This window comes from Microcoleus sp. OTE_8_concoct_300 (assembly GCF_031383065.1).
GTDB lineage: Bacteria > Cyanobacteriota > Cyanobacteriia > Cyanobacteriales > Microcoleaceae > Microcoleus.
In genome coordinates, this window is record NZ_JANMZH010000483.1 from 1 (window position 1) to 14,901 (window position 14,901).

The 14,901-nt window shown below is 46.5% G+C and carries 13 protein-coding genes and 1 pseudogene; 6 read left to right on the forward strand and 8 right to left on the reverse strand.

What is annotated here, in order from left to right:
* Positions 1 to 117 (forward strand): annotated as a pseudogene (locus tag ACUVJL_RS21775) (IS5/IS1182 family transposase); the annotation flags it as partial.
* On the opposite strand, the gene ACUVJL_RS21780 reads toward ACUVJL_RS21775, so the two are convergent.
* Positions 103 to 672 carry a DJ-1/PfpI family protein gene (locus tag ACUVJL_RS21780; protein WP_445247739.1) on the reverse strand — a complete coding sequence of 190 codons (570 nt, stop codon included), beginning with the start codon at positions 670 to 672 and terminating at the stop codon, positions 103 to 105. The pseudogene ACUVJL_RS21775 and the gene ACUVJL_RS21780 sit on opposite strands and share 15 nt — an antisense overlap.
* Positions 673 to 771: 99 nt before the next feature.
* On the opposite strand from ACUVJL_RS21780, the gene ACUVJL_RS21785 reads away from it, so the two are divergent.
* The gene (locus ACUVJL_RS21785; protein WP_445247740.1) at positions 772 to 1,485 is read left to right on the forward strand and encodes a LuxR C-terminal-related transcriptional regulator; all 714 of its coding nucleotides are present in this window, start codon (positions 772 to 774) and stop codon (positions 1,483 to 1,485) included.
* Between the two features lie 119 nt (positions 1,486 to 1,604).
* On the opposite strand, the gene ACUVJL_RS21790 is transcribed toward ACUVJL_RS21785, so the two are convergent.
* Complete coding sequence (locus ACUVJL_RS21790; protein WP_445247741.1) at positions 1,605 to 2,255, reverse strand: retron system putative HNH endonuclease; 651 nt, start codon at positions 2,253 to 2,255, stop codon at positions 1,605 to 1,607.
* Complete coding sequence (locus ACUVJL_RS21795) at positions 2,252 to 3,586, reverse strand: AAA family ATPase (RefSeq protein ID WP_445247742.1); 1,335 nt, start codon at positions 3,584 to 3,586, stop codon at positions 2,252 to 2,254. Before ACUVJL_RS21795 ends, ACUVJL_RS21790 begins: the two co-directional genes overlap by 4 nt.
* Before the next feature lie 387 nt (positions 3,587 to 3,973).
* Here ACUVJL_RS21795 and ACUVJL_RS21800 point away from each other — a divergent pair, with 387 nt between their 5' ends.
* On the forward strand, positions 3,974 to 6,484 hold the full coding sequence (locus ACUVJL_RS21800; RefSeq protein ID WP_445247743.1) for an ATP-binding protein: 2,511 nt from the start codon (positions 3,974 to 3,976) through the stop codon (positions 6,482 to 6,484).
* A 250-nt stretch (positions 6,485 to 6,734) separates the two neighbouring features.
* Here the strand turns inward: ACUVJL_RS21800 and ACUVJL_RS21805 are convergent, their stop codons facing one another.
* From ACUVJL_RS21805 to ACUVJL_RS21825, 5 genes are all read right to left on the reverse strand, one after another.
* Entirely contained in the window at positions 6,735 to 7,100 is a 366-nt protein-coding gene (locus ACUVJL_RS21805) for a clan AA aspartic protease (RefSeq protein WP_445247744.1), read from the reverse strand.
* Positions 7,097 to 7,369, reverse strand: coding sequence for a hypothetical protein (locus ACUVJL_RS21810; protein ID WP_333324502.1), 273 nt, complete (start codon positions 7,367 to 7,369; stop codon positions 7,097 to 7,099). The genes ACUVJL_RS21805 and ACUVJL_RS21810 overlap by 4 nt, the downstream gene beginning before the upstream one ends.
* A 279-nt stretch (positions 7,370 to 7,648) precedes the next feature.
* Positions 7,649 to 9,424: a DUF4209 domain-containing protein gene (locus tag ACUVJL_RS21815; protein ID WP_445247745.1), complete on the reverse strand. Its 1,776-nt coding sequence runs from the start codon at positions 9,422 to 9,424 to the stop codon at positions 7,649 to 7,651.
* A gap of 312 nt (positions 9,425 to 9,736) precedes the next feature.
* Positions 9,737 to 11,323: a photosynthetic/respiratory NAD(P)H-quinone oxidoreductase subunit D1 gene (ndhD1, locus tag ACUVJL_RS21820; protein ID WP_445247746.1), complete on the reverse strand. Its 1,587-nt coding sequence runs from the start codon at positions 11,321 to 11,323 to the stop codon at positions 9,737 to 9,739.
* Between the two features lie 525 nt (positions 11,324 to 11,848).
* Positions 11,849 to 13,894, reverse strand: coding sequence for an NAD(P)H-quinone oxidoreductase subunit 5 (locus ACUVJL_RS21825; RefSeq protein WP_445247747.1), 2,046 nt, complete (start codon positions 13,892 to 13,894; stop codon positions 11,849 to 11,851).
* 125 nt (positions 13,895 to 14,019) lie between these two features.
* On the opposite strand from ACUVJL_RS21825, the gene ACUVJL_RS21830 reads away from it, so the two are divergent.
* The 3 genes from ACUVJL_RS21830 to ACUVJL_RS21840 are packed head-to-tail and all read left to right on the forward strand — an operon-like array spanning position 14,020 to position 14,890.
* A complete protein-coding gene (locus ACUVJL_RS21830) occupies positions 14,020 to 14,163 on the forward strand; it encodes a DUF6290 family protein (RefSeq protein WP_445173545.1) in 144 nt (47 codons plus the stop codon).
* Positions 14,164 to 14,165: 2 nt separating this feature from the next.
* The gene (locus ACUVJL_RS21835) at positions 14,166 to 14,381 is read left to right on the forward strand and encodes a hypothetical protein (RefSeq protein WP_445173544.1); all 216 of its coding nucleotides are present in this window, start codon (positions 14,166 to 14,168) and stop codon (positions 14,379 to 14,381) included.
* 11 nt (positions 14,382 to 14,392) lie between these two features.
* A complete protein-coding gene (locus ACUVJL_RS21840; protein ID WP_445247748.1) occupies positions 14,393 to 14,890 on the forward strand; it encodes a hypothetical protein in 498 nt (165 codons plus the stop codon).
* Positions 14,891 to 14,901 lie beyond the last annotated feature (11 nt).

The following is a 14,901-nucleotide window of genomic DNA, read 5'->3' on the forward strand; positions in this document are numbered from 1 at the left end:
AGAATACTTTCATCAAGATATCGGAATCGAAGAAGGCGCTTCGGATTAAGATTTAATTTGATCGCTGGTATTTATAATTATGAACTTTCTTTAAAGACTAAATTAGAGATCGCCTGAGACTTTCGCAAGAGGTCTAATAATCTTGGCTACTTCCTCACCACAAAGGATGCTAGCGATCGTCAGGCCAAAATCGATACCTGCTGTCACGCCTCCACCAGTAATACGATTGCGATCGATTACTATGCGCTCTGTGCCAACCTCAACGCCCAACTTTGCGAGTTGTTGGCGCATTGCCCAGTGAGTCGCCGCTCGATAGCCGAACAGCAGTCCGGTTTTCGCCAGAAATAGCGATCCACCGCAGACAGAAGTGATAAATTTGGCGGTGCTGCCTTGTTTGCGAAGAAATGCTAGTATCTCTGGATCGTCTTCTACTGCCCCTTGCTCCAAGCCGCCGCCAATACAGATAACCTCCAAGCGCGGGCAATTTTCAAAGGTGGTATCAGGCAAAACCATCATGCCGTCATCGGTTTTAATCGGATCTAGCGTTTTCCAGATCCGATGAATCTGGACACCTGGCAACGCACTAAAAACTTGCTGTGGTCCCACCATATCCAGCGATGCCATGCCAGGATAAAATACCAAACCAATGATATGCTTTTGTGAGTCAGTCATGAATTCATCTCCTTGGGGCGATTGCGATTAAATCTGTCCTTATAATAGAAGTAGCAACCGACTTCGCCTAGTCCTCGATCGGGTACTCTTTTTGGCAGCATGACAATTTCCTTGCAGCTTTTATTTAAAGAAATCGACCAGGTGACGGATGAACAAGATTTGCGATCGCAAGTCGTGCCCAAAATCGGTGAGTATTTTGCAGCTAAACGATCGGGAATCTTCTTTTTCGACCAGCTTTTAGCCGATCGAAATCTTCAGAAATTACTAAAAGTCGCGTTATCTGTCGAACATAATCCTGTTGCACGTTACTTAGCGGAGCGCCATACGCCTGTGCATGAAGGATTAGTAACATCGCCCAAGGCGTGGGCAATCATTTGTCCCCGACCCGATCATTGGCACGTGATGGCGGGGCCGATTGTCAGTCGCGGTCAATTAGTGGGTGTAGTGGGTTGTACGCGCGATCGGTCAATGCCGGCCTTCGATACAGAAAATCTAGCGGATTTGAGTGCGATCTGTTTGCATTTGTCTGTTTGGGCTGCAACAGTACGCGCGGCGAAGCTATCCCGTAGGGAATCGCAACACCAACCTTTCAACACCTCACGCCTAACGCCTCGTGAATTGCAAATTGCCGAATTGGTTGCTTTGGGGCGAACCAACGCAGGAATCGGGAGGGAACTTTGGATTACTGAGAATTCAGTGAAGCAAGCTTTGAAGCGAATGTTCCGCAAGCTTGAGGTTTCGTCTCGGGCAGAAATGGTTGCACAGCTTTCGGCGACCAAATATAATTTGTCAAGTGTAAAAATGAAACATTAAACTCCCCGGAACACGTTGGCTTGGTCTCTCCCTCGGTGCCATGCTGACAGAAGGATGCGTTCTCATCCCCTAATGGCGATCGGTCCTGGGAGGACATCTTCGATCGCATTTTCAAAGGCTCATTCGGAAGTTCTTTTTGATGCCATTCTATCGATCTTTTTACGAAGATAATAAACAACAACCTGACAGAATGGCTCGAGTTCTCCTCCATTATCGCCATTCCACTTGCGTAGTTCTTTTCGTATATCTGCATCAGAGGGTTGTTTTTGAATCAATCCTTTGCGAAAGGCCTCTAATACTCCTTTACGAGTACGAACCAACGCACCTTCATTCAAATTCAAGACTTCCTTGATTTCTGTATCGAATTGGTCATCATCTAATTTAACTGTACCGTCTCCCAAGAAACGTATTTTACCTTCGACGTTATGAGATGGATTGGCAGGGTTAAATGTTAGATCGAGATTTCCTTTTTTTGTGTCACAGTGCTGTTTATCTTTCTTTTGCCCTTCTCCTCCTCGACAAGCCCCAAGGAGATTATTGTATTCTAGCTGTCTCTGAGGGTATATATCTTGGCTTTGCCAGTGTTCGATTTTCATGTTTGTTGAGTCAGGACGAATCCGTTGCATACAGTAACAGCAAATTCCTCTTTGCTCGCTCACCAGACTTGCTCTCAGGTCATCTTTTTCGGCATAGTTATCATAGTCAGTATTTGTATTGCACCGATGCTGTGTCAAGGATGTTGGTTCGGTCTTTTTCTGGATGTTTCTCATTCATTACCTTCTAAGAATTTAATCAGCGATCGAGCTTGAGTAATCTCAGGAGCTTCGTGTCCAATTTTTTCAACAAGGGGCATCATAGCTTGACGTGCGCCATCAAAATTTTCATCATCAATTAGTCTAAAAAGAGCGTGAAGCTTGTCTGCTACCTCTTGATTACGTTCTGACGCTCCCATCTGCTCCTCTAGTATTCGGTTGGCATCAAGACCATAAGATTCTAATGGAATTGTAGAAATAACTTTGCCAGTTTCTTCATCACGTTCGAGGACTCTAATACAGCTTGCTTCGACTTCACCAATAACAAGCGGCGAATGGGAAGTGCAAACAAACTGGATTGAGGGGAAGGTTTTGGTGAGGTCATTCACAACTTGACGTTGCCATTTCGGATGGAGATGTACATCTATTTCATCAATTAGGACTAGCCCTGGTGTTTCTTGCAAAATCAGAGGCAATTCTTGACTATATATATCTAATCCTCCTGTCAAGAAAGAGGCATTTTGAGTAACGATTTTGATGGCAATATCGGCAATTAGACCTACCATCATTTTTTGACCTGCACTAAGGTTACTAAAGGGTTGGGGGTTGCCTTGAATAGAAACAACAATTTCCGATCGCTCTGGGTCAAACCATAGGTCATCTGCATTGGGAATACAACGCAAAATAGCCAACTTTACCACCTTGTAACCAGGGCGCATTTGTCCCTGTCGATTGACCGAAGCGATCGCTTCTTTCTGAAACCAAGTATGGAGATCAGCGATTCTAATCCGTTCTTCAAAGCAGTCATAGAAGGCATCCCAACGGCGGGCGGGGCTGGTGTGGGTAGTGGCTTTGGGTTTGCGGTCGCGTTGGTTGGAGGGTAGCCAAGCTCGACCTGCTCCGTAGTAGGCGATGATGGGTAGCCAAATTTTTTCGCCTGCTTCAACCTGTTGAAATAAAGTGGAGATAATTGCTAGAGCGTCTTTGGCTTCTGTGTTGGAGGTTCTAGAGCCGTTAGTTTTGATTTGTCTGAGCCATTGGACTGGCTGACTGTTAATGGTGCCGATCGCTTTAATCTGGACGGGTTTTCGTTCTATAAATTGGGTGATGGTGTCGGATTCGATCGCTTTTAAGCGAATTTCTGAGGGAAGAATGTTACGGCGGCTATTTTTGAGGGTTGTGTCGGGGGAGTTGACCAGCCAAATTCCAGCCGCGATCGCCAAAGCATCGAGGATCGTCGTTTTACCTGTGCCATTGTCCCCAACTAGCAAGGTAAATTGGGGATGCAAGTCAAGGGTATAGTCTGAAAATTTCTTGAAGTTTTCGATTTCTACTCGGTCAATTCTCATGGTAATGTCCCACTGTTGAGCGGTATTCAGCTTGTAATTTGTAGCATAGAAATCATCCTAGTACGACACCAACAGCTTTAATTATAGGATATCTATATGTCTCAAAAAAAAGAACGATCGGACTAGAAACTAAAAGAGCGATCCTCTTCGAGGGCAACGCTTACACACGCTCATTGAATGGCGCTTGACTCACTGGTAATTTTGAATTATTGGGTATTGAGTATTGCGATCGCTAGCAACCTTAACTGATTACGCCTCAATCTTTCAGCGCTACATCAGATCGAGCGGACAATTTTCAGTCCGAGAAGGAAACACTAGGTAGGTGTTTTTTTATGGGCTGTGGAAATTACAAGTGTATCACAATAGGATTACTCCTATCTTCTTGTTATGGAAATAGATCGTGTGCCATTTGTCAATCGCCTCCGGCGCACCATGTCCTCAGCAGAAGCTTGGGGGTTTAGTGTGGTTGGATATCTGATTTGGTTTACCTTAGCGCCGTCGATGCAAGCAGAAATTGGCTCCGCATCGCTGTTGGTCTGGATTCCTGGTGCGATCGTCGGAATTCTGCTCAACCTTCAAGTTCAGAGTTTAGGTGAGAAATATCCAGATGTATCTGGGGGAACACCAAATTACATCACGCGATTGCTCCATCGTTACCCTGCTCTTTCCCGCTACTTGGCGATTGCCTACTACTTGGGGTGGGTTTCCTTTCCGCCCATTAATGCGATCGTCATCACAGAGTTGATCCAATTCCATTTAGAACCGATGGGGCTGAATATTCCAGAAAAAGTATTTGAGATCGGTTTTACTACGATCGCTTACTTTTTAGCATTCACTGGCACCCGCGCCGTCGCCATTCTGCACCTGTTTTTTATCTTTCCTTCGATCGGCTTTTTACTCCTCTTCTGCGTTCAGGGTTTAGGCTGGCTTGCCTTGGAGCCCCAAAGCCCCGGACTGTTGCCCAGCAGCATTGATGCCATCAGTGTCCAGGACTGGCTGAAATGGTACTTGTTTGCCGCTTATAGCTTCTATGGCTGTGATACAGCTTCATCCTTTGTAGCAGACAGCGTACACCCAAAAGACACCCTCAAGGCGCTGTCTTGGGTTGCCTCGTTCATGCCTCTGGTGTTTGTGGGTGGCACTTTAGTGTTGTTGCAGTTGGCAACAGATCCCGGTTTAGAAGGCAATTTGTACGGCAATTTCCTGGTGGCTGCCAAGCCTTTCTGGGGAGACGCTGCCCCTGTCATAGTCACATTGCTGGTTGCGGCTACCTGTTTGTTGGGATCTGCGACTAGCGTTTGCAATACGCCCCGCATCCTTTTCCAACTCGCGCAGGATGGGCTGTTGTCTCCAGTGTTTGGCGCAGCATCCCGTCGGGGTTCCCTAGAACCCGCGCTGCTGCTAAGCTTTATCTGTAGTTTAGGATTTTTAGTCTGGGGCAACACCACTCGAATTGTCGTGGTGTCAGGGGTGAGTTTATTCATTTCTATCATGGGGTTGCACTTGGGGCTGTGGATGCAGCGCCATGATCCAGTCGTGCGTTGGGGGCGACTATCTTTAGCATTGCTGGTGGTGGAGTTCATTTCCCTGGTGGTGGGTGGTGTTAGCTGGGGATGGATGGATTTTGGCCTCGGGTTGCTGTTGCCGTTAGCAGTGATAGCGATCGACGCTGGGATTCGGCGGATTCCTTGGGCATCTTTGCATTTACCGTGGTGGGATAGACTCCATAGCAAGCCAGTAACTCCTCCTAAAAACGAACACTTTGTGATGCTTCAGGTCGGAATTTTGATTGCGCTGATTTGTGGTACAGCGACGATCGCTTGGCTGATCAGATCCTGGCTGCGGGTAGAAGCCGGAACCAACAATCCCTATCTGCTGATTATTGTGTTGATGATGCTGGCATTTGTGGGAGTGGCGATTGCTTGCTGGACAACTCTGCCCCAGGTTGCTGCGATCGAAGAACTAGCAATCTCCTCGACCGCGCAAGCTAAAGAACTGGAGACGACCCTAAACAAACTGAAAAAAGCCCAGATGCAAGTTATCCAAAGCGAAAAAATGTCTAGCTTGGGACAGTTGGTTGCGGGAATTGCCCATGAAATCAATAACCCGGTCAACTTCATTCACGGTAATCTCACCCACCTGGACGAATATACCCAAAATCTGCTGCAGATGATAGAACTCTATCAACAGCGCCATCCCAGCAACGATCCAGAGGTGCAAGCAATGGCAGAGGAAATCGACTTGGAGTTCATCACTGAAGATATCCAAAAAATCGTGTCCTCTATGAAGGTAGGCACCGATCGAATTCGCGATATTGTCGTCTCGTTGCGAAACTTTTCTCGCATGGATGAAGCAGATTTCAAAGATGTTGATATCCATGAGGGAATTGAGAGCACTTTGCTGATTTTGCAACACCGGATCAAAGATAGAGCCGATCGTCCAGCAGTCGTAGTAATCAAAGACTATGCCACATTGCCCAAGGTGGAATGTTTCCCCGGACAACTCAATCAGGTATTTATGAATATTTTGGTGAATGCTCTGGATGCCCTTGAGGACATGAATACCAAACGCTCCTATCAGGAGTTTAAAGACACCCCGAACCAGATTACGATTCGGACTTCTGCGATCGACAATCAATGGGTGGAGGTGGCGATCGCTGACAACGGAATCGGTATGCCAGACCGAGTGAAGCAGCGCATTTTTGACCCCTTTTTCACCACCAAACCCACGGGTAAAGGTACGGGTTTGGGAATGTCGATTAGTTATCAAATCATTACTGAAAAACATGGCGGTAAAATCCAGTGTTTTTCTACACCTGGATCAGGCACTGAGTTTGTGATTCAGATACCCATTCGGCAACAGACAATTTCAGGATTCCCGATCGCTGCTAAATCTTAACCTCTTCGGGTTCAGTGCAGCCCTCAAACAATCTGAGGCGGTACAATAATCAATCAGGGTGTCAATTACCGCCAACTGCTCGATCGCAAGGCGTAAGAATTAAAGAAGCGCGATCGCCCTTGACAAATATGGCACTCTTGGCAGAACAATAAGGATAGAAACCCGCAAGTGCGATCGCAATACCGAAATGAAGAGCGATCGACCAAATGGTAATTTTAAAGTATTGGGTATTGCGATCGGGCGTTGGAAACTACAACTCATCAATCGTCACTAATCCCCCCTCAGTGAACTGAATCACAAGTTCTTGCTCGTCGAGCAAAGCAGTTCCAATCAGAGGCTTTCGCCCTGTAGCAAATACACGAACTTCTCGTTCTTCCCCGTCCCAAAGGATGATTGCTTCGTGAACTGCTACTAGGACTTCACTGTTATCTGCTAAGTTTACAGGCAGATCGTACAGGAACGGCAACCCCAGTAAGGTAACTGCCTCCGGTGGCAAACATAGGTAGTCAGTGAAGCCCGTATCTATGACAAACTCGATCGGGAAAGTAGAGCCGTTTGGGAGGAGAAACGTCAACGCGACGATCGCGTGCCGATCGGTCACAATACCAGAAATCACTTGTTGACACGCTCCATTACACCACCGAACGAAGCAGCCACATTGTAACCAATACGAATGCCAAAAAGTCGAGCATACGGATGCTTTGCCATCAGACTACGTGCTGCTTTTAGCCCTGTTTTATCAACTTCGTAGTCCCCTGTTTCTATATCAATGATGACCATCTTGCCAATATTCTCTTCTAATTCAATTTTTTGGCGGATGGTGCTCTCATACAAATGTTTCGCACGACGCGCGACTTCTTCACGACTCAAAAGGATTGTTTGCATACATTCCCTCTTTTTTGTAACTTTTGATCCTGTTATGGATATGATAGCTCACTTACTCAGCTCGATCGCTCTTGACAAAAATCGCACTCTTGGCATAACAATAAGGATAGAAATCAAGAGAGCGATCGCACTTAATTGAAGGGCGATCGACCAAATGGTAATTTTACGGTATAACGGCAAAGTGCAGCGGCGACCAGTAACCTTGAAATCAGCACCAGCGGCTTGCGTCGATCCGCTGCCATGAGGTGTTAGATTGCGTCGGTACTTGTCTGGGATTGCTCAACCCGGTGCTGATGTATCAAAATACAAGCAACAAAGCCTTAATGTAAGCCACCAAATGTATGACATCAATGGACTCATAAACTCACCATCACTAATTAGACCATGAGCCATACGATTTCTTAAGTTACTACCAGCATGTTCAACAAGTAAACATTTCAAGTCAAAGAGCGTATTTTCATCGAAGATAGAGGTTATCTCTGGACGGTAAAGAGTAGAGTTCAAATTATGTTCGTTCTGAATACCACTGTCGTCCAACCCAGAAGTAATTATGCCTCTTCGCCACATGATATAACGGACAGAGTTTTCAAGTTGGGGAATTAGGATGTGGGTAGATGTGAAAAAGTCTCCAGTAAGTCCAGCATACAGGCCCTTTGCAAACAGGTATTCACGGTTAGGTGGAATAAACGGACTATGCGACACGATTGAGAGAATATCGTTGAGTCGCACACCATGCTCTAGATTAATTTGATCTCTAGCAGGCTCAATATATGCTTTAGCTTGTAGGTTTTGATAGTAAATGGCGTTCCGACACATCTCAAAACGAGTTGCAGCCTCTGCTTCTTCAGGATTACTAGAAAGGACGGAACCTGGTTGACGAGCAATAACTTTGCCCATTTCATTCACCATGAAAACAGGAAAAAGATGAGATACTACAAACTCACGAGCTTGCTGTTGTACTTGCTGCCTCAATCGAGAGACATCAGTTGGGGCACCTAAAAGAGCCAAAGCAAATAGTGCTTCTTGAAAGTCTTTGCCCCTGACATGATTTCTTGCTTCCTCTACCTGCTCACTAATGTCAATTTCGTGAGAACTGGTAATCATCTCGTTGAGAGTTTTTTCCTGATACTCAAGAAGAAGTCTATGAACTTCCTCCGCTCTTGCTTTAGCACCTACAGTTTCCTCTCTTGTGCCTCGAATCCTTCTAAATGCCTCAACAGCTTGTTGTAAAAATTGCGATGCAGCCATGTAACTCGGTGGAGTTCTGGTAAGAGCAGCCTCGGCTTCTTTAACATAAGTCTCGGCGGCTGACATCGAAGCATCAAGTTCCTTGGTGTAATCTTTCTCGATGCGATGCCATATGGCTTTAATACTCCAGAGTGTTCTTGCTCTGGGCCAGTGAGAGGTTGATTCTGCTAAAGTTGCTGCTTTTGAGGAAAGAGCTGCATATTTGGCTGGTTCTCCGAATCGATACTCCTGCAATAGCTCCATTAACTTTGCAGATAACCATAGCGGGTCTTCCCCTTGATAGCGATCGAGAACTGCTTCTATGTGGGCAAAAACAACTTCGTCCTGATGTCTGATTTTGCGTGCCAACCGTAGTGCCCGTTCTATTCTGTCAACACAGCCCCTGCAATGGTCAGGGCTTTCTAACGTGGTTGCTGATTGTAAGTAAGCGGAAATTGCCAACTGAGCCATTCGATTGTCACGTCGTCTGACCCAGAGAATATCTGCTACTCGTGCTTGAAGTTCAGGATCTGATATTTCAGGTGCGATTTCAGCAAGAAAGTCTAGCTGCTCGTCTGTAAGATTCTTGAAAATATGAGCAAAAAACTCTTCGGTTGATTCTGGCTTAATTGCAGCGTTAGTCACGGCTGCCAGAATTGCAAAAACTTCTTGCTCCCTAAGATTTCCTGCTCCTTGCGCCTCCTGCGATTTTTCCCAAAAAGCACTATAATAGGTTAAACAATCTTTCCGTTCGCTGCTGTTCACTACATCGTACCAGCAGGTGTTATTAAAGTCATCTTTTGTAAGAGGTTGATTCAAGGGCGACATAGTAAGAATTTATTCTTTAGTTTCTATTATGCCAAATTTTTATCAAGTCAGCTTGAGTCCCAGCACTGACACATAACCTTTCAACGACTTCCCTCATCAGCAACTTAAGCAATCTAACTATCAATTATACCGCAGTTGCTGTCTAACACTCCGATCGCCCTCATTTACCGCCTGCCCATTTTATTTCTCAAACCAAACTCCAAATTGCTTGAGAGCCAAAGTTTCCCGGATTTGTCTATCAATAAAAATAGAAAACCCCCAAACTCTATCTTTCTAAGATTTTGGGGGTTTTCTTCCTAAATCTCGTTCAAATCACAACTTGCTCGGCTCGATCGCCGGAGCACGCAGAGACAGAGTTTTATCCGCAGCAGCCTTAGCCACAAGCGACGGCACAGAATCGCGCAACTTTGCAGTCAACTGTACAGTAGTCGCATCATAAACCTGAGTCAGCATCTTCGGATACAAACCAATGCCAATAATCGGCACCAACAGAGCCGCAATAATAAACACTTCTCGCGGTTCCGCATCCACCAACTCTTCGTGCTCCGACAATTGCTTATTTTCAGGGCCGTAGAAAATCTCCCGCAGCATCGACAGCAGATAAATCGGAGTCAAAATCACCCCGACAGCAGCTAGAAATACCACGCAAACCTTAAACACAGGATTGTAAGCATCGCTGGTTGCAAAACCTACAAACACCATTAATTCTGCTACAAAACCGCTCATTCCCGGCAAAGCCAAAGAAGCCATAGAACAAGCAGTCCACATGGCGAAAACCTTACGCATTTTCTGCCCTACACCGCCCATTTCGTCGAGCATGAGCGTGTGAGTGCGATCGTAAGTGCATCCTACCATAAAGAACAAACTCGCCCCGATTAAACCGTGGGAAACCATTTGCAGCATTGCACCGCTAGTTCCCAAATCGGTAAACGAAGCTATCCCAATCAGCACAAACCCCATGTGCGAAATCGAAGAATAAGCAATTTTCCGCTTCAAATTGCGCTGAGCAAAAGAAGTTAATGCCGCGTAAACAATATTTACCACACCCAAAATTACCAAAATGGGTGCGAAGGTAGCGTGAGCATCGGGGAGCATTCCCGCATTCATCCGCAGTAAAGCATAGCCGCCCATTTTTAGCAGAATTCCTGCTAGCAACATATGGGCGGGTGCGGTTGCTTCCCCGTGAGCGTCAGGGAGCCAAGTGTGCAGCGGAAAAATTGGCAGTTTGACGCCGTAAGCTATTAAGAAACCTGAGTACAGGAGCAATTCTACATTGGGGGCGTAATCTTTAGCTGCGATCGCCCGCATATCAAAAGTCACCGTATCGCCGTAAAACGCCATCGTCAGCCCGCCCAGCAAAATAAACAGCGAACCGCCTGCGGTGTACAGGATAAACTTAGTTGCTGCGTAGAGGCGCTTCTTGCCGCCCCAGATGGACAAAATCAGGTAAATCGGGACTAATTCCAGTTCCCAAACCAGGAAAAACAGCAACATATCCTGCACGGCAAAAACTGCGATTTGGCCGCCGTACATTGTCAGCATCAAAAAGTAAAAAAGCTTCGGTTTAAATGTGACAGGCCAAGCAGCTAAAGTAGCCAGCGTAGTAATAAAACCAGTCAGCAAAATCAGCGGCATTGATAAACCATCAGCACCCACAGACCAATTTAAATCGAGTTGCTGCACCCAAGTATAACTTTCTACCAGTTGCAGTCCCGGATTGCTGAAGTCGTACTGAGTGTAAAAAGCGTAAACAAGCAGAGCAAAATCAATCAAACCGACAATCAATGCATACCACCGCACCGTCTTGCCATCCTTATCGGGAATCAAAGGAATCAGCAAAGCCGCAGCAATAGGAAACAGGATTGTTGTGGTTAACCAGGGAAAGTTAGCTGTATCCATTGCGTTTTAAAATAAGCCGTCAGTTATTAGGTTTAAACACATTTTGGCAATGTTAGCCTAAATTTTATACTTTCTTTATACGGAACAATTTTTTTGGCTATTATTTGTTTGGACAAATTATGCGATCGCCCAAGTTGAGTTTAATCAAAGATTTATTTCTATTGGCTAATTGTCAATTGTGACTTATTAAGCTAATACCCGTTCTTAAAATATCTTTTGGTGGGAAATGCCATTGCCCATTGGTGTCAACTTAAGCCGATCATCTGCAAGTCCGCGAGTCCGCCAGGGGTTGAAACCCCTGGCTAATAGCGAAAGTCCTCGCTCAGAGGACTAATAGATATCTCCAAAAAAGCCAGTATTGAACAGGCAAGATGCCTGTTCCACAATAAGAGGTTTAAGGAGTTCTTCAGTCCTCTTAAGAGGACTTTAGCTTTGAGACAGGGAATTCATTCCCTGTCGGACTGTCGGACTATCAGTTTTACCTGTTTGTTGACACCATTTGGACAAGGCCGTGTCCCTACCGATTTAACTGACTCCCGAAACGATCGCAAAACCCAGAACTGCGACAAACACAATCAGGGCATAAAATTGAGCGCGACCGCTCTCAAAGTATTTCAAACCTTCGCCCGTAACCAGGGCGATCAGCCCTGTTAAGTTGACTACACCATCGACGACCCGCAAATCCACTTCCATGACTTGCCGCGCTAAACGGCGGCTGCCTTTGACAAAGAGAAATTCGTTGATATCGTCGAGATACCACTTGTTGAGGGAGAACTCGTAAAGCGGTTTAATTTTTTGGGCGATCGCACTTGCGTCAATTTTACGGCTCAAATACATCAGAGAAGCCAAAGTAATGCCCAGCAAAGCAATACCTACAGAGCTTCCGCCCATAATCAAAAATTCCGTCAAATTGAACTCAGCAGCGTGTTCCAAAACTTCTTCGAGAGACTCGCCAGGAGCGCGAACAAACTGCTCGAAATAATTGGCAAACGGCGTACCGAGAAAACCGATAAACACAGAAGGTACTGCCAACAACACTAGCGGCAGAGCCATTGTCAGAGGAGATTCGTGAGGGAAATGGTCGTGTTCATCGTGACTTTCGCCAGTTGATGCCAATTCCTTAACGTTCATCGCTCCAGGGCCGAAAACAACACCGGGTTGCAGGAGTTGCCGCTTGATGGCGCTGTCATTTCCCCGGAATTCGCCCTCAAAGGTGCTGAAATACATCCGGAACATATAAAACGCGGTCATCCCGGCCGTCAGCCAGCTAACAGCCCACAGAGCAGGATTTGCGGAGAAGGCGCTGGCGAGGATTTCGTCTTTTGACCAGAAACCAGCAAACGGCGGAATTCCGCAGATTGCCAAATTTCCGATTAAAAAGCAAGAAGCGGTAATCGGCATATATTTCCGCAAGCCGCCCATGACTCGCATATCTTGAGCGAGTGCGGGGTTGTGGCCGACGACATCTTCCATACCGTGAATGACTGAACCTGAACACAGGAAAAGCATTGCTTTGAAGTAAGCGTGTGTCATCAAGTGGAAAAGTCCGGCACTGTAAGCGCCGACGCCCATTGCCATCACCATGTAGCCGAGTTGGGAGATGGTGGAGTAGGCTAAGCCTTTTTTGATGTCATTTTGGGTAATCGCGATCGAAGCACCCATAAATGCCGTAAAACAGCCCGTGCAGGCGATCAAATTCATGACAGCCGGCAGCCCTTCAAACACCGGGTACATCCGAGCGATCAGGAATACGCCGGCGGCTACCATTGTCGCGGCGTGGATTAAAGCCGAAATCGGTGTCGGGCCTTCCATTGCGTCTGGTAGCCAAACGTGGAGGGGGAATTGAGCCGATTTGGCTGCTGGTCCCAAAAATATGAGGACGCCGAAGATTGTCGCCAGAGTCGCCGAAAGAGCACCGGATTCGACTAATGAGTGCAGACGTTCGCCCATCACCTCAAATTCAAAGCTGCCGGTGGCCCAGTAAATGCCGAGGATGCCCAGCAGCAGGCCGAAGTCGCCGACGCGGTTGGTGACAAAAGCTTTTTGGCAAGCGTCAGCAGCGGGTTTGCGATCGTACCAAAATCCGACTAGCAGGTACGAACACATACCTACGAGTTCCCAAAAAATGTAAATCTGAACGATGTTCGGGCTGATGACCAGACCCAACATCGACGCGCTGAAGATGCTCAGGTAGGCGTAAAAGCGCACGTACCCATCATCGTGAGCCATGTAGCCGTCGGTGTAAATCATCACCAAAAAGGCGACCGTGGTTACGATCGCCAGCATTACCGCCGTCAGGGGGTCGATGATATAGCCCATATTCAGCGAGAAGTCGCCTGCAGAAGCCCACTGAATAGTGCGGGTGTAGGGTGCGTGGCCCTGTAGTTGACTCCACAGCAATGCGAAAGAGAGTACCATTGACCCTCCGAGCGCGGAGACGATTAATATCGCATTCGCTTGTCGGAGTTTGTTGGTTGCCTGGTTAAAGGTGATTAAGCCTAGACCTACTAGCATTGCGCCTGCCAGTGGCAGGACTGGAATCAGCCAAGCGTATTGATAAAGCAGTTCCATGACTGATAGGTAGTTTAAAGTTTCTACTAGATATTGCCAAAACTGTAAACAATTCTGACACACGCCTGCGCGACTGGGCCAAAATACTTGATTTATTTTTGGAATTATAGCCTACAATCGTAGGCATGGAACGCGCCAATATAATTCGGGTAAGGCTCTCCGATATGGAACTTCATGCCCTCAAGAAGTATGCAGAGTCTAGAAATATCTCAATGTCCGAAGCGGTTCGAGATTGGGTCAAAACTTTGATTCCACCAAAGGAGAATTAAAAATGATTGCATCGTTATTCGACAAAGATAATGACGATACCAAGGAGGAAAATAGGCATTCTGCGACATCTGCCTCAGATTGCGAAAAGATGGCACAGAATCACAATTGGGAATTGAAACGAGTTGAGCCAACCGAAGATCGAATTCTGAAAGTTGATTGCGTCTTCAAGGGGCCGCAAACCAGCTTTCAAGATGATTGGTACGACCACCAAGATTAGGAGTTTTGTCTATGACTGTTGTGCAAGAACTATTTGAAACCTACGATCCACTTGAGAAAGCCCCTACCTTGACGCTTTATATGCTCAAAGACGGTGAGGAGTGGGCGCGAATCAGCAGCGATGAACCTGTGATTGGGACACAATTAACTCGTTTGCTTCAGATGTCCCAAGATAGCCGCCCCATCCTGAAACGCCTGGTAAGTAATGGCGAGAGGCTGACTTATCACGTTAAAAAGCAGGGTAGTCCTTGGAAAGCTTACAATATTGTTCCCTCTGATTGGGTTGTTACCAAAGTCGTGCAGTACGAGCCATTTGATCTCGGTGAGTTGCCAGAATTTCGAGGTGTGACAATTGCTTACTGTGAGCGTCAGCCTTTATCTCCCGAAGAGATTGAAGCGATGACCCGCGAAACCATCAGCAAGGTTTCAGTTGATTCCTTTGGCGGAAACGAGGAAGCTTACAAAAGGTTCCTCGCCAGCGAACAATCAAAGGAGTATGTTCAAACTTAGATTGGGCACCA

Excerpts from the sequence above, each read along its gene's own strand:
- ACUVJL_RS21795 (WP_445247742.1), bottom strand. The coding sequence starts at position 3,586 with ATGAGAATTGACCGAGTAGAAATCGAAAACTTCAAGAAATTTTCAGAC.
- ndhD1 (WP_445247746.1), bottom strand. The coding sequence starts at position 11,323 with ATGGATACAGCTAACTTTCCCTGGTTAACCACAACAATCCTGTTTCCT.
- ACUVJL_RS21790 (WP_445247741.1), bottom strand. The coding sequence starts at position 2,255 with ATGAGAAACATCCAGAAAAAGACCGAACCAACATCCTTGACACAGCAT.
- ACUVJL_RS21785 (WP_445247740.1), top strand. The coding sequence starts at position 772 with ATGACAATTTCCTTGCAGCTTTTATTTAAAGAAATCGACCAGGTGACG.
- ACUVJL_RS21810 (WP_333324502.1), bottom strand. The coding sequence starts at position 7,369 with ATGCAAACAATCCTTTTGAGTCGTGAAGAAGTCGCGCGTCGTGCGAAA.
- ACUVJL_RS21815 (WP_445247745.1), bottom strand. The coding sequence starts at position 9,424 with ATGTCGCCCTTGAATCAACCTCTTACAAAAGATGACTTTAATAACACC.
- ACUVJL_RS21825 (WP_445247747.1), bottom strand. The coding sequence starts at position 13,894 with ATGGAACTGCTTTATCAATACGCTTGGCTGATTCCAGTCCTGCCACTG.
- ACUVJL_RS21780 (WP_445247739.1), bottom strand. The coding sequence starts at position 672 with ATGACTGACTCACAAAAGCATATCATTGGTTTGGTATTTTATCCTGGC.
- ACUVJL_RS21835 (WP_445173544.1), top strand. The coding sequence starts at position 14,166 with ATGATTGCATCGTTATTCGACAAAGATAATGACGATACCAAGGAGGAA.
- ACUVJL_RS21840 (WP_445247748.1), top strand. The coding sequence starts at position 14,393 with ATGACTGTTGTGCAAGAACTATTTGAAACCTACGATCCACTTGAGAAA.
- ACUVJL_RS21800 (WP_445247743.1), top strand. The coding sequence starts at position 3,974 with ATGGAAATAGATCGTGTGCCATTTGTCAATCGCCTCCGGCGCACCATG.
- ACUVJL_RS21830 (WP_445173545.1), top strand. The coding sequence starts at position 14,020 with ATGGAACGCGCCAATATAATTCGGGTAAGGCTCTCCGATATGGAACTT.